Source organism: Metamycoplasma orale ATCC 23714, assembly GCF_000420105.1.
GTDB lineage: Bacteria > Bacillota_I > Bacilli_A > Mycoplasmatales > Metamycoplasmataceae > Metamycoplasma > Metamycoplasma orale.
This window is the reverse complement of the sequence record NZ_ATUH01000012.1, coordinates 1-19,637: the sequence shown is the minus strand read 5'-3', so window position 1 is coordinate 19,637 and position 19,637 is coordinate 1. Positions and strand designations below refer to the sequence as shown.

The following is a 19,637-nucleotide window of genomic DNA, read 5'->3' as shown; positions in this document are numbered from 1 at the left end:
TCATTATTTTCTCCTTGATTTAGTAATAACTTTAGGATCAAGAGCATCATGTACTCCTAATGCAATGAAGTGAAGTGAAAGTGATAAACATAATAAGATTGTAGCAGGAAGAACTAATATTCATATATTCTTTTGTGCGTCACCAATTGATTCAACTAATAGTTGTCCTAAACTTATATCATTATTTTCATTGAAAAATCCAAGGAAAGCTAATGATGCAACAGACATTATAATTGATGGTATTCTTCTAACAAAGTTAGTTGCAATTTTTCCTAATATTGCAGGCAAAGCATGGTAAAAGATTTGTCTAGAAGTTTTTGCTCCAACTGATTTAGAAGCAATAATATATTCTTCATCCTTAACAGTTATAATAAACATTCTTGTAGTAGATACAGGACCTGCTCATCCAGTTATAACTAATGCACCAATTAGTGCATAACTATTAGTACCAAAGATTGATACAAATAGCAATAATCAAATTAATTCAGGTAATGATAAGAATATATCAATTAATCTCATACATATAGTATCAACTCTTTTACCTGCATTGAACCCTAAATATGCACCAATTGAAACACCGATAATTGTTTGAAGACTTGCAGCAATAAGTGCTATAACAATTGCTCTTCAAGTTGCATATCAAGTAGTAGTTCAAATATCTGCGCCTTTAGTAGTAGTTCCTAATAAAGTATGTAATGTTGGAATATTAGCAAGAGATTGATTAATAAAGTTTTCATCAACAGTTTGGTTTTTGTTAACTGCATCAAGAATATTTGCTTTTAAAATATAGTATTTAAATACTAAATAAGGATTATATTCGATAGTCATTCCTTCTATAATACCAGTAGGCGGATTATAAACACCTAATTGTTCGATGCTTCCATCAAATTTAACACTTTGTTCAAATTCTTTGAAATATTGAAGGATTTGATTACCTAAGAATTGGCCATTAACTTTTTCACCAGGTAACTTATTAATTTCTCTTCAAAGTGAAACTACTGAAGCGTTAGGATCATAAGCGTCTTTAAACATTGGACTATGTAAAGGTGGCAACATACTAATATTAGCATAAGCATTGATTTTCTTATTAGGTTCATATATTCTAAGTCCTTTAGAAGGAATTAGAATTGAACATAACAATATTGTAATAAACACAGCAAGAGCAATAACAACAGCAGGGTTTGTAAAAAATCTTTTCATAATTTCTACAAACATTTTCTTTGGTTTACCCGCTATTGAAGCAATTGTTTTTCTTTTATTATCTGAAGCAAAAGCAAATTTGGTTTGCAAATCTGCATTAATTTTATATTGCTCATTAAATTCTTTAGGAGTTAATTTCATTAGTTTGAACCTCCAACACTTGCTTGCTCTTGTGAATTAGATGCATTTAAGAGATTTGCATCTGAATTAGAGTTAGATAATTTACGTTTTAATTCCTTAATCAATTTTCTTCTAATAAAATATGCTTTTAAAAATAAAAGTAAATTACGTTTGCTTTTTGTCCCGTAAGTAATTCTAGGATCTAAAATAACAAATAAAATATCTACAACTAATTCTGATGCTAATGAAATAAATGAGAAGAATAATGTTGAAAACATTACAACATAAATTTCACCTTGAGGGAATGAGTTTGCAATAACTGTACTTGTTCCAGGAACTTGTCAGTATTTTTCAACAATAATACTTCCAGATAATAAGAATACAAATGATGGAATAATTATTGCCGAAAGAGGAATAGAAATATTTCTTAAAACATATTTAAAGTATATTTGTATTCCAGATAAGCCTTTAGTTTTAGCTATTAAAATATAATTTGAAGTTAAAACTGTAACAACTTGATTTCTTGTATAAGTTGTATATACCGATAAAGAACCAAGCGTTACAACAATAATAGGCGGTAAATAACTTTTAATTATTTCACCGGTAGTAGCAACAGGATCTCCAAATTTTAAAACGTTAGGTGCTACATTTAGTTTAGCTGCTATAGTAATTGCTATAGGAGCAATTATAAATGAAGGCACAGCAATAAAGAATAATACAAATACGTTGATTGTACTATCTGCTCATTTGCCTCTTTGATATCCAGCAATAGTACCAAATGTAATACCGATTATTGCCGACATAACAAAGGCGGGTAATGATATCATTATTGAATATTTTAAAGGTTGAAAGAACAATTTAGACATTGTTGTATATTCTGAAGGGTTAGGATTTAATTTTTCATTAAGTAAAAATTTAAAATCACCATGAAATATACCTCCAATATATTGGAAATATCTAACTAAAATAGGAATTTTTCTACCATCAACATAACGAAGCCCTAATCTAATTTCTTCAGCAATTTTTAAAGCTTCATAATTTCCTTGCTTTTTTACACCTTCGATTTTTTTATTAAGAATTATTTCGGCTGGATTTGGCCCAAATAATGAAACAAGAGTAAAACATAATATTGATATAATAAACAAAGCAAGAATAGCGAAAGCTATTCTTTGCCTAATATACTTAAACATATCTTAAGTATCTATTAATTAGAATAAATAAATTATTTTTTTTCATTTGGCGCTTTGTCTACCTTAACATCACTATAATGTAATACTTCACCTGTTATAATTGGACGATGATAAAATTTATTTAATAGAAATGGTGTATATTCACTCTTAGAAATAACATTATGTCCAGTTTGAGGGTCAATTCTAAAGAATGTCGCTAACTCATTAACTAATTTCATAATGTTTTCATTTGTTTGTGTGCCAGTATAATTAAGTCAGAATTTTGCACTATAACCATAAATTTCTGTAGCATCAGGATATTCATTATCTCCATCTCTTACATACTTACCATCTTGTAATTTTCAAACATAGTTATATCCGTCATTTCTAAAATCTTTGTATTGAGTTGGTTCTACTAAATGAAGTTTATCAACAGGAACAGATACGTTTCATGGGTTTGCTATACCGTATGCTTTAAATGCAGCAGCAACCTTAGCCATTTCAGGGAATATATTTTCAAATTTTGCTTTTAATGCAGCATTTGCTGGATCTTCTAATGAAGTTAAAATAGATAATAATGATCCATTTCATGAAAGACTATCAAATCCAGATGCTGATAAGTCAAAATCATAACTTCAGCTAGCAAAAGTTTGGCCAGTTATATCTTTATTTCTAACTGCATTAAGATCTGGGTCATTTCCATCTTTAACACTAACAAATTTATACTTCAATCTTGGGTTTAATTCAGCATATAAATCGCAAAGTGAATTCATTGCAACTTCAAGATTTGGATCAACATTAACATATTGGAAGAATCAAGTATATTCAAAATTTTGTCCTTTTAATGTAGGATTTTTTTCATCAAAGTCTGCAATTAATTCAGCAAGTTTTTGTTTTAATTCATCAAATCCAGCTGACTTGTATTGGTCTATAACCTTTGCAGCTGAAGCTAAAGATTTTTGATTATCTTCTGGTGAGATTTGAAATCTATCTTTTGTTTTAGAAAATTCAATTTTGTTTCCATCTTTATCAAAAGCAAATAAAGAGTTAATTTCATTATAGAAAGATTTAAATGTAGTATGGCTTGCAGTATTTTGGTCTAAACCACCGATAGCACCATCTTCAGCAAGTTTAACTAATCATGGTCTACCAATATTATTAGTTAATGTATTAGTGAAAGCATCTCAGTTAACTGCGGCATTTAAAATACTTCTAAATGATAAAGGTCCATTTGATAAATAATCACTAAGTGATTGTTTACCATTTTTAATATCGTCTTTAGTAACATTATAAGAAATTTTTAAATATGCATCATTTAAAAACTTAGAATCAGCAACAGCTAAGTTTAAATGTGAAGTTGTAATAAATCTTTGACGTGGGTTTAGTTTATTTGAAGGTTTAAGTTGTCTTAAACCATATTTTTTAACATTTTTATTAACTATTGTTTTATTTGCAGGAGTTAACAATGAATAATCTGCTTCTGTAGTTGCAAATTGTTGGTAATTAATAAAATTATTTTTAGCAAATTCATCGGTAGTTTGTGTTGTACTTGATGCATATCTTCAAATAATTTCGTTTATTTTATTTGTAGATTTAACTCATTCTTGGTCTCAATAGTTTTCATTTAATTTGAAGTCTTTATCTGTACCGGTGATTTCTAAAGCATAATAAGGTCCAGCAAATAAAGTAGTTTTTTCATGAATACCATATCAATATCCGCCAATTTTACCAAACACTTTATCTTTAATAGCTTCTAATTGTGCATTTATAGAAGGAGATGCCGCTAAACCTTTATAACTATATGCTTTAATTCCATTAGCATTAACATCATCAATATATTCTGAAGGTGCTAATATAAAATCTTGGCCTGTTAATAAACATGAAATAAAGAAGTTTTTAAAATCAGCTTTTTTGGAAGCATCTTTTTTATCAATTGTTATTGCTTTTACTTGTTTTGAGTTAATTGTAGCATCAGTAATAAATTTGTCTTCTTTATAGAAATTTGCAGAGTTTACATTAAAAATTCCATATAAATATTCATTAGGATATCCTTGTTCATTTTTTGTTAAATCAGATGCTTCAACATCTAATAAATTATCATGAATTAATTTATCCAAAGCTTCTGACCCACCATAAGCAGGATTATATCTTAAAGATCTATTTAATGTAACAGTTCTAAGTCATGAATAATAAACGTCTTTAGGGTTAATTTTATATTTAGTTTTTTGACCTTTATAATCTGATCAATAAACATCTTCTTTTAATGTAAATTGTAATTTAGAAGCCTTTTCAAGATCTTTATAAAATTCTGGATTATTTATTGATTTAGCATTTTTAGATAAAGCTTGAACCGAAATATCGGTGTAATATTTTTTACCATTAATTTCTTCTGTTCCTTCAGGCAAAATTTCAGCTTCATCATTATCATAAATTTTTTGTTCGCCATCAATAGTTAAAATAAATTCTTTAACATATTCTAGTTTGTTTTTATAAAATGTAGGTTTAGAAATTTTTGAAACTGGTCCTGTTGGTAATTTTAAAGTTTCAATAGTAGGTTCATTTAAACCTGATTTTCTAACTAAAAGTCCACCGATAAAATGGTGAGATAAATTATCTTGCATTGCCCCAAAAGTACGTGAAGCATCATTAATTCACGCTTGTTTTTGTAAGTTAGCATTAAGTGTTCTTATATATAGTCTCTTATTTATCATATTGTAATTAGTTTTATCACATCTTGCAGATAAAAGAGGCAAGGTAGACAATACTGTTAAAGGTATTGCAGTTAATAGAACCTGCTTAAATTTTTTGCTTATTTTCATTTGTTTCTCCTTTGTAAAATAAGAAATTTTTTTCTATTTTATAGAAATATTAATATTATAAACTTTTTTGCCTTTTTTAAGGCTGATTTTTTAAATTATGTATTGTAAAATTGTATTTTTATTACTTTTAAATATATTTTTATTGGCTTTTTGAGTTATTTTTAATAAATCTTTTCGATTCTATATCCTTAATTTTTAAATTTGTAAAATTAAAAATAGAAGAATTATGTTCCTCGAAAAGCCATATATTTAGTTTTTAAATTATAAATTGTTAAATTGTTATATAGTAAAGGTTTCATTATTAACTCCATTGTTAAACATTCCGGCAAAAATATTTGTCATAATATTCTTGTGTGAAAAAATGTTTTTAGCAATTGTGTTAATAATTGAATATGAAAAAATAGCAACTGTTGAGTTGTTTGAATTAAATCAGTTTAAGTTTATATTTTGATTCTTTTTCATATTTAACCTTTTACATAAAAAATTTTACACTATTTTTAACATATTTTAATAAAATAGTGTATTATTTAATTAATTCATCTCATGAAGGTGGATTAACTTAGTTAATGTCTTATCCGTGTTTTACTTAAAACATATTTCAAATAATAATCCTTAAATAGATTCTGAGGAGTCTATTTTTTATTATTTTTGTTATATAATAATAAGTTATTAAACTTCTAAGGAACTTAAAATGAAAATTGAAGATAATTTAAAAGAAATATTTACTGATAAAAACAATATTAAGTGAGATGCATATTTTATGTCATTAGCAAAGTTATCAGCTTTTAGATCAAAAGACCCAAACACTAAAGTAGGTGCTTGCATAGTAAATAAAAATAAATATGTAGTATCGCTTGGATATAATGGCATGCCTACAGGTGTAAATGAAACCAGAAAAAATAATGATGAATATTTTTCTTGAGATAGACCTAAAGATAAAGATGATGTTTTAAACTCAAAATATACTTTCGTAATACATGCTGAACAAAACGCAATTATAAATGCAAATATTACTAATTCTAATATAGAAGAAGGTTCTACTATTTATGTAACACACTTTCCATGCTACAATTGTGCTAAATTATTAGTACAATCAAAAATAGCTAAAGTTATATATGAAACCGATTATGTTCCTGATAGTCAAGACCATGAAGCTAGTGAAAAAATTTTGAAAACTTTTAAAGTGGATATAGTTAAATTAGAACCTAAATTTGATATTGAATTTAAAATTAAAAAATAGATTGTTCAAAACAGTCTATTTTTTAGTTATATTAAATAAAAAATGCTAGGGTAAAACTCTAGCATTTCATTATTGGCACTTGATATGGCTGCCCCAGTTAGACTCGAACTAACGGATGGCGGTACCAAAAACCGCTGCCTTACCACTTGGCTATAGGGCAATTAATGGTGGAGGGGGAGGGATTCGAACCCCCGAACCGTTAGGAAGTGGGTTACAGCCACCCGCGTTTGGCCGCTTCGCTACCCCTCCAAAATTAACAAAATAATTATAAATTAAAAAAAAATATTTTTAAGAAATTCTTGTGTTAATTATTTTTGCTGCTATTGTGCCGTCATTTGTAGCAGTGGTAATTTGTCTAATTGACTTAACAATTACATCGCCTGTAGCAAATAAATTAGGTATTTTTGTTTTCATATTTTCATCAACAATAATAAAACCTCTTTCATTTAATAAAGATTTATCTTTAATAAATGAAGTTGCAGGTTTGAAACCTATATACGGAAATAATGCAGACAATTCAAATGTTTGTTCTTGGCCATCAACATTTACAATCGCTTTCTGCAAGAAATTAGTTCCTTCTAATTTTTTAATAGTACTATTTAATAAAACTTTAATCTTTTTATTTTTATAAACAGCATCTACAATTTTCTTTTCAGCAATAATTTTATCTCTGACAAATATATAAACCTTAGAAGCTATTGAAGCCAAAAATAAACTTTCTTCAAAAGCAGAGTTTCCTCCACCTATAATTCCACAAACCTTGTCTTTATAAACTGGCCCATCACAAATAGCACAATATGAAACTCCTTTATGATTAAAAGTATCAATGTTAATTATTTCACTAGGTACTAAATTTTGCATTCCTGTTGCTATAATTACATATTTTGATTGTAAAATTTTTGATGAACCTAAAGTAATTAAAAATATATCTTTAGTTTTTTCTAAACTTATAACTTTATCAAATAAAAATTTGACATCATTATCTTTTGCTTGCTTATAAAATGAAATTGCTAAGTCTGCACCGCTAATTTTGCTAAAGCCTGGGTAATTAGAAATTTCTGATTGTTCAGCTAATTTACCACCAGGCATATATGATTCAATTACTAATACATTAACATTATTTCTTGCTAAATATAAAGCAGCAGTTAAACCAGCAGGACCAGCTCCTATTATTATAGTGTCGTATTTTTCATAGTTATTTTCCATTTTATCTCCTTTAATAAAAAGAAGTACTTCTTAAGAAGTAACTCCTAAAGAAGATTCATTATTGTTTGTCTTCTTTTTTAATTTTAATCTTTTTATTCAACTTTCTTTTTTAGGTTGATCATTTTCTTCAATACTTACATCAATATTTTTAACTTTATCTTCATAAACAATAAAATAGAAAATTTTACCTAATTTTTCATTTTTAGAAAGTGGAATTCTAAAGACATTAAAGTTTAATTTTATTATAAATTCAAATAATATTATTAATGTAAGCCCACCAATAATATATAAGCTTGCAATAACTTTATATATTGTATAACTTCCATCACGTAATGGTTCCATACCAGCTCTAATTATTCCATAGTATAGAATATAAATTCCACCAGTAGTTCCTGGTCTTAATCAATTATAGAAATTAAGAACTCAAACAATTATTATATATGCAATTAAATTTGCTGAAAACTCATATAAGAATAAAGGTAATCTATAATGTCCGCCTATAAACATATGATTTCTAATTGTTGGAGTAAGAATCTTAAATGCAAAACTATCGACGCTCATAATACCACCATAAATTTCGTGGTTAGCAAAGTTACCTCAACGCCCAATAGCTTGTCCAATTAAAACTGCTGGCAAAATAATAGAAAATGCTTTTCTAAAACTTATTTTTTTTCCTTCTTTTGAAAACCTCAAATACATAATGACCGAGAATGTTGCGAAGATAACCCCACCATGAATTGAAAGTCCACCTTCTCAAATCGCTCAAAACCTCTTAACTGTATCTCAATTTTTATCAATTGCTTGTTGAATGATGAAAAATGTTCTTGCGCCTATCATAGCTGTAGGAAGAGCAATAAATATTAAAATTGAAAGTTGCTTCAAATCATATTTTTCTCTTCTTCAAAAATATCATACAGTTAAAATAGCACAAAGCATTCCAAGCATCATTGTTAAAGAATAAACATAAACTTTACCAACTTGCAATTGAATACCTGATCAATCTTTTGGCATATTTTTCCTTTCTAATTATTTGAATTAATACAATAATATTTTATATTATTTTGTTATTTAAAATCATAATTACATGATTGGGTCATAAAGTGGAAGTTCGATAGCTTCTTCTTCTAGACCTTTTAAAGCTTCAGGAGAAAGATATTTCTTATCCACAATTGCTTCATAGCTATATTCATCAAATCATTTATCACTCATTGAGAATATACCTTTTTTACCAACTTCATCGCCTCAACTGTTTTCAACTTTTCAGTTAATTGGTTTTTCTTTTTCATCTAAATTAACACCAACAAAGTTCATAGCATGTGAAATAACAGAAGCACCTAATTCAAATTTTTGTTTTTTAGAATATTCTAAAATTGGACATAAAGTTAAATCAGTGCTATATAAATTAGCGTCCATAATTCCTAACTTAGTTGAACTATATGTTCCAACATCACATCCAAATCAAACAGCATTTCCTTCCTTTAAAGAACTAATAATAGCTTTCTTTTGTTCTTCAATTGATACGTTTAATTTTAAAAGTCCTTGTCCATTAACAATATTATTTACATATTTAGAATGTAATAGCCTATTAAGAGGATAAATATCTCTAGGATCTGAAATAATAGTAACTTTATTTTTCAATTCTTCTTTTACATATTTATCAAAAAATTCAAATGGTGTTGAAGTTAAAGAATGATATTTTTTATCTTTATCATAATATTCAAATTTAAATGCTTTAGGAGGTTTACCTAATGATTTCACTAAAATAATATAAACATCTTCTAATGCTTTTTCCTTTAGTTCATATAACTCATCTTCACTTAATTTTTCAGCTCTCATTTTAGCAACATAAGCTTTTAGTCTTCAATTAATTTCTCAAAACATAAAGTGTGTATCTTCACTTTGAAAAGTTTCAGGCATTGCATCTTTAGTTACAATTCCATATTTTTTAGCAAGATCAATAAATCATTCATAATATCCACCATCATCAACCGGGTTATCATTATAGTATTCAAATAATCTATCAGTTGTATTTAACTTTAGTCCTTCTCTAATCATAAAATCTAAATATCTATTAGCTTTTTCTAAATAATCATAAAAAGCAACATAGTTTTGTGAAAGTTCTATGCTTTCTACATTAAGTGCTTTCATAATAGCTAATCTAGCCATGTTAAGAGAAGCAAATATTCAGCATCTTCCACTTCTTTTTTGGTTTGTTATATCACCAACCTTAGTTTCAACTGAAAAAGTAAATGGGTGTTTCTTTACTGATTCATTATTAAGAGATGAATCTCTTATACCATTTTTGATAATAGCATTTTCTATAATTTTATTTCCTTGATTTTTAGCATATTTTTTTTCAAATTTTTCTATAAGTTTTAAATTAATTTCTTTTTCCATAATATTCTCCTTTTGTATTAATAGTTAAAATTTTCATTTTAAATAATTTTAATATTATATTACTTTTTTAACTAATATCCCATTGCCTTTTCATATTCTTCTAAATCACCATAAAATAAAAAACTTTCTTTTGGCTTAATTTCTAATATGACATTTGCACATTGTTTAATCATTGCGCGATTATAAGTTGTAAATATGCATGAACTCTTATATTCACTAATACCGTTAATAAGTGAATCGATTGATTCAGCATCTAAGTGATCTAACGGTTGATCTAACATTAGAAAGTTACTTTTTTCTAACATAAGTTTAGAAAACATTAGTCTAACTTTTTCACCTCCGCTAGTAACCTTAATATTCTTAAATACGCTATCTCCAGAAAATAACATTCTACCTAAAAAACCGCGCATTCTTGAATCAGAATTATCTTTAGTTTCTTGAGTACTATTATTTAATGGTCATTTGCTAATTCATTCTAAAATGGTTTCATCATTTTGAAAATATTCTAAGTTATTCATTGGAAAATAATTAGGCGTAATAGTAATTCCTCAATTTACTTTTCCACTTGTAGGTTTAATTTTGCCAATTAGTATTTCTAATAATCTAGTTTTAGCAATGTCATCTTCACCAATGATAACCATTTTGTCATTAGGTTTTAAAGTAAAAGAAACATTTTCAAATAAGGTTTCGCCTTTTTCGTTTTTATATGTTAAGTTTTCAACATTTAAAACTTGTTTTCCGGGTAATCTATTTAAATCAAATTTAATAAATGGATATTTTCTAGAAGAAGGTTTAATATCTTCGAATTCAATTTTTTCTAGCAATTTTTTTCTACTAGTTGCTTGTTTGGATTTAGAAGCGTTCGCTGAGAAACGTGCTATAAATTCTTTTAGCTTTGCTGCTTGTTCTTCTTTTTTCAAATTAGCTTTTTGCTTCATATCTAATAAAAGTTCTGAAGAAGATTTTCAAAATGAATAATTACCAACAAATTGTCTTGCTTCTGAAAAATCTATATCAATAATATGCGTGCAAATTTGATCCAAGAAATCTGAGTCATGTGATACTACAATAACGATGTGATCATAATCTATTAAAAAGTTTTCTAACCACTTAATTGCTTTAAGATCAAGACGGTTAGTCGGTTCGTCCATTATTAAAATGTCGGGATTTCCAAATAGTGCTTTAGCTAATAAGACTTTAACTTTTTCACTAGCCTTTAATTCTTTCATTAATAAGTTTCACTTTTCTTTTTCTATCCCTAAACTTGCAAGAAGTTGTTGGGCATCATTTTCTGCATTTCATCCGCCCATTTCACCATATTTTTGTTCAAGCAAACTAGCTTTTTCGTAATCTTCGGTTGTCGCATTAGGGTTTTCATATATTTTATTTTTTTCTATATTTAGACCATAAAGTTCTTTATTACCCATAATAACAACTTCAGTTACATTAAAATCATCAAATTCGTTTTGATTTTGTGAAAGTACTGATAACCTTGCATTTTTGTCTTTAATAATTTGCCCTTCAGTTGGTTCAATTTCACCACTAAGTATTTTTAAAAATGTTGATTTTCCTGCACCATTAGCACCGATAATACCATAAACATTTCCTGGTAAAAACTTAAGATTAACATTTGTAAATAGTTTTTTGTCAGGAAAAACTTTTGATAAATTACTTACTTCTAACATTTTAATCCTCCTTTTAAAATTAAAAACCTTATAACTAATTTATTAATTATAAGGTAATTTTAGTTTTTTAAATAAAGTTAGATTTTGTTCTTACGAATAATATTTTTAATTTTTATAAAGTTCTTTGCTAGTTTAAATGTTAAAAATAGTAAATTATTAGTAGTGATTAATGACCTAACATTAAAAATAGGTTTTTGTTTTCTTTTCTTAGTTACATAATCAAAAACAGAAAATGATTTAAGTTTATTTAGAATATTAAGAAAAATATTATTTAAATTTTTAGGATTTGATTTTAATGTTACTAAAATATCTTCTATTGCAAGGGTCAATGCTCTTTCATCGTTGCCTTTAATAATTTGATGAGGAACAAAATCATAAATACATTCTCTTATAAATTCAACTGTTTCTTTTATTTTTTCATCTGACGATATTTCAAAGAAGGTTTTATTTAATAAATATAAAATATTATATTTGTTGTTAATAATTCAATGTTTTGAAAATTCATCAAATGTATCTAATGGCGAATATAATAAAGAGTGATTAGCAATAGATTCTACTAAGAACTTAGCAAGTTCAATAAAAGTAGATAAATTAGATAAATATTTTCTTATATTCTCATATTGCTTATTTAATTTAAAATTAATAATTTGATCTAATATATCTGTTTGCATAAAATCTTTTAAAAAGGTTTCAGACAATTTTAATATTTGTTCTTTGTTATTTTCAATTATTTTAGAATTAAATAATTGTTTGATAATATCGTAAGAAAGCTTTTGATTATCAACTAAAACTTCTTTTATTACTTTTTTAAGTGCAACTAATGTAATTTTCTTAAAAGTATTATGATCTTTATAAATTTTCTTTTGTACAACAAATAAAAATTTTTCAAACTTATTATCTTTTGCTAAAGTCAAAAATAATTCCTTACTATATTTTGCATCACCTAAATATTTGAGTAATTCTTTTATTGAATCATATTTAGCAAGTGAATCTTCAAATTTCTTTTCTAAACCCTTAGCAACAAAATCAAGAATATCATTATTGTAATACCTAATATATGCATTAAAGTATGGAGTCATTCTTAGAAATGGATATAAAATGTCTTTGTATTTTAAGATTAGCTCATCGTTAATTAAAATGTTATAGTTTAAATTATTTCCATAAACCTCTTTAAATAAATCTAAAGTTTTAATTTTTAAGTCAAATATTTTTTGACGTGAATGTATGTCATTAATTCAATATTCTTTATCACAAATATAATTTCTAATTATAGTTTCAGAATTAATATCATAAATAATTTGGTCTTTGTCAATAAATAATTTAGTATAAAGATCATAAGCTATTTTTTTATAACCAACCTCGGTAGGATGTAAAGAAAAAATATTTTCTGCTAAATACTCAATATTATTTTTTCAAAATGTCTTGTCATAACAATTAACAAAGTTAATTGAATACTTTGCGCAAATCTCTTTTTGAATTTGTTCAAATTCTAAAAATGCATTTTTAATAGGATTGTATACTTTTTCTTTTAATGTAAATAATTCATCAAGCAAATTATTAAAATAAAAAAATGGATCTATATATGATACAAAAACAATGTTTGCATTTGTTATAGATTTTAAATTTTTTAAAAATAGATCTAAATCTTGTTTTATTTTTTGGTTAGTTTTACTAAAAAAGTCTTCTATTTCTTTAATATACTCAACATTTTTATTACTACTTTTAGTGAAAGCTAAAATTTTTGTAATTGGCATATTTAATAAAAAGTCAGTAAAACCAATAGATAAAGTTAAAAGGTTAGCAGATTTAATTGTTTCATGAACGATTTTAAAATCGTCTTTTTTAACATTTCAATTTTTAAATTGATCCGAGAAATAATTTCTAAATGGATTTAATACATTTCAATCCCCTGCTTGAACAAAGTCTAATATATTTTGTTGTTTTAAAAGTTCAGGTTTATTATTTAAAATTAAAGAGTTTCAAAATTGAATTGTTGTTAAAGGCATTGCAAAGTTTTTAAAAGAATTAAGTTTAAATGATTTGTTTTTCAATAAAAGAGAAGCAAAAAAACTAGGATAACTAAGCCCTGAAAGTTCTCCTTCATTGTTTAACATTCCATTAGCAATAAAACCTAATTTTGAATTATATCCTGCAGCATATCCGTCGCCTATTGCAGTATAAGAAATATTATTTCTAATAATATTTTTATTATTAGGGGTTATTGAATAAAAATTCTTTTTGTCCATTTTTTACCTTTTTTTAATTAATCATAAATTATATTATTTAGTTCTTGAAAATGTTTAATTAATTTATTTATAACTTTATTAATATCTACTTCATTATTTTTTAATAACATTTTATTGTTTTGCCCATACTTAAGTAATTCTTGATAAATATCTTCATCTTTATCTAAAGGTTGTAATCCTAATTTTAAAAGTTCATTAGGGACTATATTTGACAGTAATCTATAAATATGAAAAAGAACATCTTTTTTGTTTAAACCTTCTAATTTAATAGAACTAGTAATGGCTAATTTAGCACCTATAATATCATTTTCTATTTTAGGCATTAATACACCAGGGGTGTCTAAAAGCATAAAATTAGCACAATTAATTCATTGTCTTGATTTAGTTACTCCGGGCATATTACCAACTTTTGTTGAAGATGAATGAGAAAGTAAATTAATTAGTGTGCTTTTTCCAACATTAGGAATACCCATTACAACACATTTTATATTTGGAGTTAATTTACCTTTAGCTAAATTTTTCTTTGTTAGTTCTAAATAAAATTCATTTATTTTACTTGAAAGTTTTTTATAAGCATCACTTGATTTTAAATTTAGAATTAAAGATTTATACTCTTTATAATTTTCCAAAATATATTTATTAAGTTTGTCTTTATTTACTTTGTCTGCTTTAGTAAAAACAAATAAAATAGGCTTTTGATTAATAATTTTATAAAGTTCTGGATTAAAACTAGTTAAAGGAATACGTGAATCTAAAAGAATGATAAAAAGATCAAAAATCTTTTGTTGTTCTTTGATTTCGCGTAATGTTTTTGCCATATGTCCTGGATATCAGTTAAACATTTTTTTCCTTTCTGCTAGTTTTTATTTTTTTAAAATAAAATCTTTACCTTTTTGTACTTCAAATTTAGATAAATTTTTAAAATTGTTTTGTCTTAGTACTTCATATAGAATTATAGCTACTGAATTAGCTAGGTTTAAAGAACGACATTCTTCATTCATAGGAATTCTCAAACAGTTATCTATTTTTGTTTGCATTATTCTTTTCGGAATGCCAGTACTTTCTGTTCCAAACATTATTCAAAGTTCATTTGTTTCTTCTAATTCTTTGCTAAATTTAATATCACTATATGTTTTTAATCCATATCTAGTAATGTAATAAATATTTTTATTTCCATATTTATTAAAGAAATCATCATAAGAATAGTGCACTTCATGTTCAATTTCACTTAAGAAATGTCCGGCTGCTTTTCTTTTTAATCAATGTGGATGTAAATCAAAAGCAATTGGCTTAATGATATGTAATTTTGCTTTAGATGCAAAACAAGTTCTAATAATGTTTGCAGTGTTTGGACTAATTTCAGGCTCATATAAAATTATGTTAATCATTTTTAGTTAAATCTACCTTTCAAGTACTTTTGAAATTCATTAGCATATTCATTACCTTTTAATAATCTAACAATTTCTATACCAAAATATAGCGCGGCTTCTGGGCTTCTTCCGGTAACAATTTTTTGAAATGTATTCACTATATTTTCATTACGGTTTTTGCCAAATTTAAAATTATCTCTTAATGGATATGATGAATAAATAGTTTCATCATTAAAAATATTATTTTCATATAAAACATTTGGCGCATCACATATTGCAAATATATATTTATTGTTATCCTTGAAATATCTAATAATGCTAAGTGCTTTTTTATCATTTCTTAATTCTTTAGCTCCTGCTCCACCAGGAATAAAAATAGCATCAAAATCATCTAAGTTTAATTCTTGATTTTGGGTTTGCACTTTTGAAACAAAGCTTTGTCCTTCTGCAATTATTGCATCTTTATTATAATGAACTATTTTATTAAATAGTTTAGCTGAATTAATTATTGATAATGTTGTTGTATATTCAATATCATTAAATTTGTTATGTATAAGTACTAATAAATTCATACTAACTCCTTAAATTTTCGGTATTGCTAAAAAGCATATGGCAGGGGATGTAGGAATTGAACCCACGCCAGAGGGTTTGGAGTCCTCAGTTCTACCACTAAACTAATCCCCTAAATTTGTAATTTACTACTTAAGAAATAAATTACAAGTATTTAAATTATAAAAGAAAAAATTATTTTGCTATTCTAAAATAACACACATCACCATCTTGCATTAAATATGTTTTACCTTCTATATTAATTTTTCCATTTTCTCTACATCCTTTTTCACCATTATATTTAATATAGTCGTCATATTTAATGATTTCAGCTTTGACAAATTTCTTTTCAAAATCTGAATGAATAATGCCAGCACATTCGCAGGCATTTTGACCGTTTTTAAAAGTTCAAGCCTTAGTTTCAACTTCGCCTGCTGTAAAATATGTACTTAAATTTAAAAGTTTAAAAGATATTTTAATAATTTTATTAATTGCTGATTCTTCAATATTATATTCACTTAAAAACATTTCTTTTTCTTCTTCATCTAAATGTGAAATTTCTTTTTCAAGTTTAATACAAATAGGTACTAGAATTTCATTTTTTTCATCTAGATATTTTTTTAGATTGTTGTAATGCTTTGCATTAGATAAGTTTTTAAAATCATCAGCATATAAGTTAGCAATATATATCATTGGTTTAATTGTTAAAAGTTGATATGACTTTACGATGTGTTTTTCTTCTTCAGTTAAGCTAATGTCTTTTGCTAAAACTTCATTTTCTAAAGCATCTTTTATTTTCTTAGCAGTTTCATATTCGACTTTAGCAACTTTATCGCTTGTTGCCTTTTTATAGGTTCTACTTATTACTTGTTCAATAGTTTGCAAGTCGGCTAAAATAAGTTCTAAGTTAATTGTTTTAAGATCTTCTATAGGATCTATCTTAGAAGAAACATGTACTATATTTTCATTTTCAAAGCATCTAATAACATGTACAATTGCATCTACTTCTCGAATATTAGAAAGAAACTTATTTCCTAAACCTTCACCTTTAGAAGCTCCTTTTACAAGACCCGCAATATCAACAAATTGAAATGTTGCTTCCACAATTTTATTTGAAGAAACAATTTTAGCAAGTTCATAAAGTCTTTTATCTTTTAATGGAACTATAGCGACGTTAGGTTCTATAGTAGTAAAAGGATAGTTAGCAGACTCTGCTTCATTTAAGGTAAGAGCCGAAAACAATGAACTTTTTCCTACATTAGGAAGACCTACAATACCAGCTTTTAATGACATAATTACTCCTTAATAAATATAAGAATATATAAATTAATTTTAACATTATTTTTTTATTTAAAAAAATAATTAAAAGCAACACCATTTCTGGTGTCACCTTTAAGTATTTAATATGAATTATTATACACGAGCTTCAGTAAATGTTTTAACAGCTAAGTCATTTAATTCTTTAGCTAACATTAAGTCGTCTAATTCTTTTCCTGATACTTTACCAAGTTTACTGTTGATTGATTTTTGTTGTGCCATAACAATTGCTTTTTCAATTGGGGTTGAAGCAAATGCTACGGTTGTATATACTATAAATAAAGCTGATGCACATACTGCACCTAAGAAGTCAGTGGTTAATTTTCCACTAGCATCTTTGTAGTTATTTTTTGCTAATTGTAAAATTCATGAAACAAATGGGTTTAATACCATAAATACCATGGTTAATAATACAAATACCATAGCAACTGATCCAGCTCAAATAGTATGTTTGTTTTCAACAACTGCAATGAATTTTTGTTTTCTGTTCTTGATTGCACCACCAACAGATGCCATGATAAATGCAAATGCGAATACAGCCATTCAGTCAGCCATTAAGTCTGAGAAACTTAATAATTCACCAATTTTGTGACCGTAACCTGTACCATAATCACTACCGTCAAAGTATGCATATGCACCAATAGCAGTAAAGATAACCATAAATGGTAATGAAATAATTAAAATGAATAATGTTCCAACAATAGGCATTTTAGTATTTTTCATGTATTTGTAAATTGGAGCAGGAACAGTTAATTCACCTTCTTTGATTAAATCTTCGATTCAACGTGTTGCTCACATTGTGAAACCATTAAGAATTCCGACAATACCAACTGAAATGAATATGTTAACTAAACCAAATAATCATAATCATTTTGCACTAATTAATGAGAAGTAGTCATAGAATCCACCACTACCAGCTGCAAGGGTCATAAATACTGCAATAACAACATAGATACCAGTCATTGATGCAAGACCAATAGCTAAAGCAGCAGGAGTTTTTTCTGGGTTTTTCATTTCTGATTGAACACCAGCTGAAACATAGAAGCCATCAAATGCAAAGAATATTCCACCTAATGCTCCAAATACTGCTAAGAATGGAGATAATCCAAATAATGTAGTAGCATCTTTATTAAATAACGTGCTCTTGGTTATTTTGTTTAAAACAAGTTTACTGTTTGTAGTACCTGCATTATTTACAATTAAGTAGAAACTTATTAATACTACAAGTACTATGGGTAAGAACTTAATTAAAGTTACTATTCAGTTTTGAATATTTCCAGCACGTGAAGAAATACCTGCTGTAAATAACATTCATAAAGTTAATCCTAGTCCTATTAAGAAATAGAATCAAGGAGCTAAATGACTTCCGCCAAAATCAATTTTAACGCCGTTAAATGCACTTAGTCCATCTTGGAATTGAACAATAACATAGTATGGCATGAAGAAGTATGTAAATGGTAGATATAAATAAGTCATAAATGCTTTTGTACCTTTATAAATATAAAGTGTATTAAAAGCTTTAGCTCATCCGATCATACCTAAGTTGTCGTTACGTCCTGACGCAACTTCAATGAGAGCCAATGCCATGCAAATAATGGCAAAACCAGCAATTAATCAAACTAAGATAGCTCAAATAAGGTTATTTGCTGAGTATTTAAGAACTGATTTAGATCTTAAGAAGATACCAGCACCGATTGAACCACCTAAAACGATTAAAATTGCTGAGAAGAAGCTTATCTTTTTCTTAGGGCTTTCATTCACAACTAATTTTTCGTCGCTCATATCGCTTTTCCTTTCGATTAAATATATATTTAATGATATATTACGGCAATTTCCGTGAATATATCATAAAAATTATATTACAAAGGCAAGGAATTTTTTTAATATTTACTTGCAAAAATGAATAAAATTTGTATCTTTCTAAAAGTTAAAAACAAAAACCACACACAGTGATAATAATATGTGTATGGTTTGCTTGAATGAAGTATGAAGTGCAACGCTTGTTGCTTATAACTTTATTCTATTACAAACAAATTAAAATATTAAAAAATTGCAAACGAAAAATTGCAATTTTTTAATTGCTGTATTTTTTGGTTATGATTTTCTATATTACAATGATTCTATGGTTTTATTATAAGCATCAACATATAGTTCTTCAGCTGATTTATAGTTTAAAGTTTTTCTTAGTCTTTTATTTATTAGGGTTGTTACTCTTTGTATTTCTTCAGGTGATATATCATTGAAATCTGTTCCTTTAGGAAAGAATCTCCTAAATAAACCATTTCAATTTTCATCACTACCTTTTTGTCATGATGCATA

16 protein-coding genes and 3 tRNA genes are annotated in these 19,637 nt (G+C 26.5%); 1 reads left to right on the top strand and 18 read right to left on the bottom strand.

All coding sequences use genetic code 4. The features are described from left to right. Nucleotides 1-3 precede the first annotated feature (3 nt). The 4 genes from F795_RS0102785 to F795_RS06840 all read right to left on the bottom strand — a co-directional run bounded on the left by F795_RS0102785 (nucleotide 4) and on the right by F795_RS06840 (nucleotide 5,770). Entirely contained in the window at nucleotides 4-1,341 is a 1,338-nt protein-coding gene (locus F795_RS0102785) for an ABC transporter permease (RefSeq protein ID WP_022936206.1), read from the bottom strand. Beyond that, entirely contained in the window at nucleotides 1,341-2,510 is a 1,170-nt protein-coding gene (locus F795_RS06850) for an ABC transporter permease (protein ID WP_022936205.1), read from the bottom strand. The genes F795_RS0102785 and F795_RS06850 overlap by 1 nt, the downstream gene beginning before the upstream one ends. A gap of 32 nt (nucleotides 2,511-2,542) precedes the next feature. Next, nucleotides 2,543-5,308 (bottom strand): OppA family ABC transporter substrate-binding lipoprotein, encoded by a 2,766-nt coding sequence (locus F795_RS06845; protein ID WP_022936204.1) that lies wholly within the window; start codon nucleotides 5,306-5,308, stop codon nucleotides 2,543-2,545. Nucleotides 5,309-5,587: 279 nt separating this feature from the next. Next, nucleotides 5,588-5,770, bottom strand: coding sequence for a hypothetical protein (locus F795_RS06840; protein WP_022936203.1), 183 nt, complete (start codon nucleotides 5,768-5,770; stop codon nucleotides 5,588-5,590). 229 nt (nucleotides 5,771-5,999) lie between these two features. On the opposite strand from F795_RS06840, the gene F795_RS0102765 reads away from it, so the two are divergent. After that, on the top strand, nucleotides 6,000-6,548 hold the full coding sequence (locus F795_RS0102765) for a deoxycytidylate deaminase (protein WP_022936202.1): 549 nt from the start codon (nucleotides 6,000-6,002) through the stop codon (nucleotides 6,546-6,548). 85 nt (nucleotides 6,549-6,633) lie between these two features. On the opposite strand, the gene F795_RS0102760 is transcribed toward F795_RS0102765, so the two are convergent. The 14 genes from F795_RS0102760 to F795_RS06810 all read right to left on the bottom strand — a co-directional run. After that, nucleotides 6,634-6,708 (bottom strand) — tRNA-Gln (locus F795_RS0102760). 5 nt (nucleotides 6,709-6,713) lie between these two features. Then, nucleotides 6,714-6,797: transfer RNA gene (locus F795_RS0102755), tRNA-Tyr, on the bottom strand. Nucleotides 6,798-6,836: 39 nt separating this feature from the next. Next, nucleotides 6,837-7,754, bottom strand: coding sequence for an NAD(P)/FAD-dependent oxidoreductase (locus F795_RS0102750; protein WP_022936201.1), 918 nt, complete (start codon nucleotides 7,752-7,754; stop codon nucleotides 6,837-6,839). 30 nt (nucleotides 7,755-7,784) lie between these two features. Then, a complete protein-coding gene (lgt, locus tag F795_RS03570) occupies nucleotides 7,785-8,765 on the bottom strand; it encodes a prolipoprotein diacylglyceryl transferase (RefSeq protein WP_022936200.1) in 981 nt (326 codons plus the stop codon). A gap of 69 nt (nucleotides 8,766-8,834) precedes the next feature. Then, nucleotides 8,835-10,151, bottom strand: coding sequence for a C1 family peptidase (locus F795_RS0102740; protein ID WP_022936199.1), 1,317 nt, complete (start codon nucleotides 10,149-10,151; stop codon nucleotides 8,835-8,837). Nucleotides 10,152-10,222: 71 nt separating this feature from the next. Continuing rightward, nucleotides 10,223-11,836: an ABC-F family ATP-binding cassette domain-containing protein gene (locus F795_RS06835; RefSeq protein ID WP_022936198.1), complete on the bottom strand. Its 1,614-nt coding sequence runs from the start codon at nucleotides 11,834-11,836 to the stop codon at nucleotides 10,223-10,225. Between the two features lie 77 nt (nucleotides 11,837-11,913). Continuing rightward, nucleotides 11,914-14,082 (bottom strand): SGNH/GDSL hydrolase family protein, encoded by a 2,169-nt coding sequence (locus tag F795_RS06830; RefSeq protein ID WP_022936197.1) that lies wholly within the window; start codon nucleotides 14,080-14,082, stop codon nucleotides 11,914-11,916. A 17-nt stretch (nucleotides 14,083-14,099) separates the two neighbouring features. Continuing rightward, complete coding sequence (gene ylqF, locus F795_RS06825) at nucleotides 14,100-14,924, bottom strand: ribosome biogenesis GTPase YlqF (protein ID WP_027120298.1); 825 nt, start codon at nucleotides 14,922-14,924, stop codon at nucleotides 14,100-14,102. Nucleotides 14,925-14,945: 21 nt separating this feature from the next. Then, a complete protein-coding gene (locus F795_RS06820; RefSeq protein WP_022936196.1) occupies nucleotides 14,946-15,470 on the bottom strand; it encodes a tRNA (cytidine(34)-2'-O)-methyltransferase in 525 nt (174 codons plus the stop codon). Nucleotides 15,471-15,472: 2 nt separating this feature from the next. Then, a complete protein-coding gene (locus F795_RS0102715; RefSeq protein ID WP_022936195.1) occupies nucleotides 15,473-16,024 on the bottom strand; it encodes a DJ-1/PfpI family protein in 552 nt (183 codons plus the stop codon). Between the two features lie 38 nt (nucleotides 16,025-16,062). Next, a tRNA-Trp gene (locus F795_RS0102710) sits at nucleotides 16,063-16,136 on the bottom strand. Nucleotides 16,137-16,196: 60 nt separating this feature from the next. Beyond that, on the bottom strand, nucleotides 16,197-17,294 hold the full coding sequence (gene ychF, locus F795_RS0102705; RefSeq protein ID WP_022936194.1) for a redox-regulated ATPase YchF: 1,098 nt from the start codon (nucleotides 17,292-17,294) through the stop codon (nucleotides 16,197-16,199). Between the two features lie 120 nt (nucleotides 17,295-17,414). After that, on the bottom strand, nucleotides 17,415-19,100 hold the full coding sequence (locus tag F795_RS06815; protein WP_022936193.1) for an APC family permease: 1,686 nt from the start codon (nucleotides 19,098-19,100) through the stop codon (nucleotides 17,415-17,417). 327 nt (nucleotides 19,101-19,427) lie between these two features. Next, nucleotides 19,428-19,637: hypothetical protein (locus tag F795_RS06810; RefSeq protein WP_022936192.1), on the bottom strand; the 210-nt coding region annotated here is incomplete at its 5' end.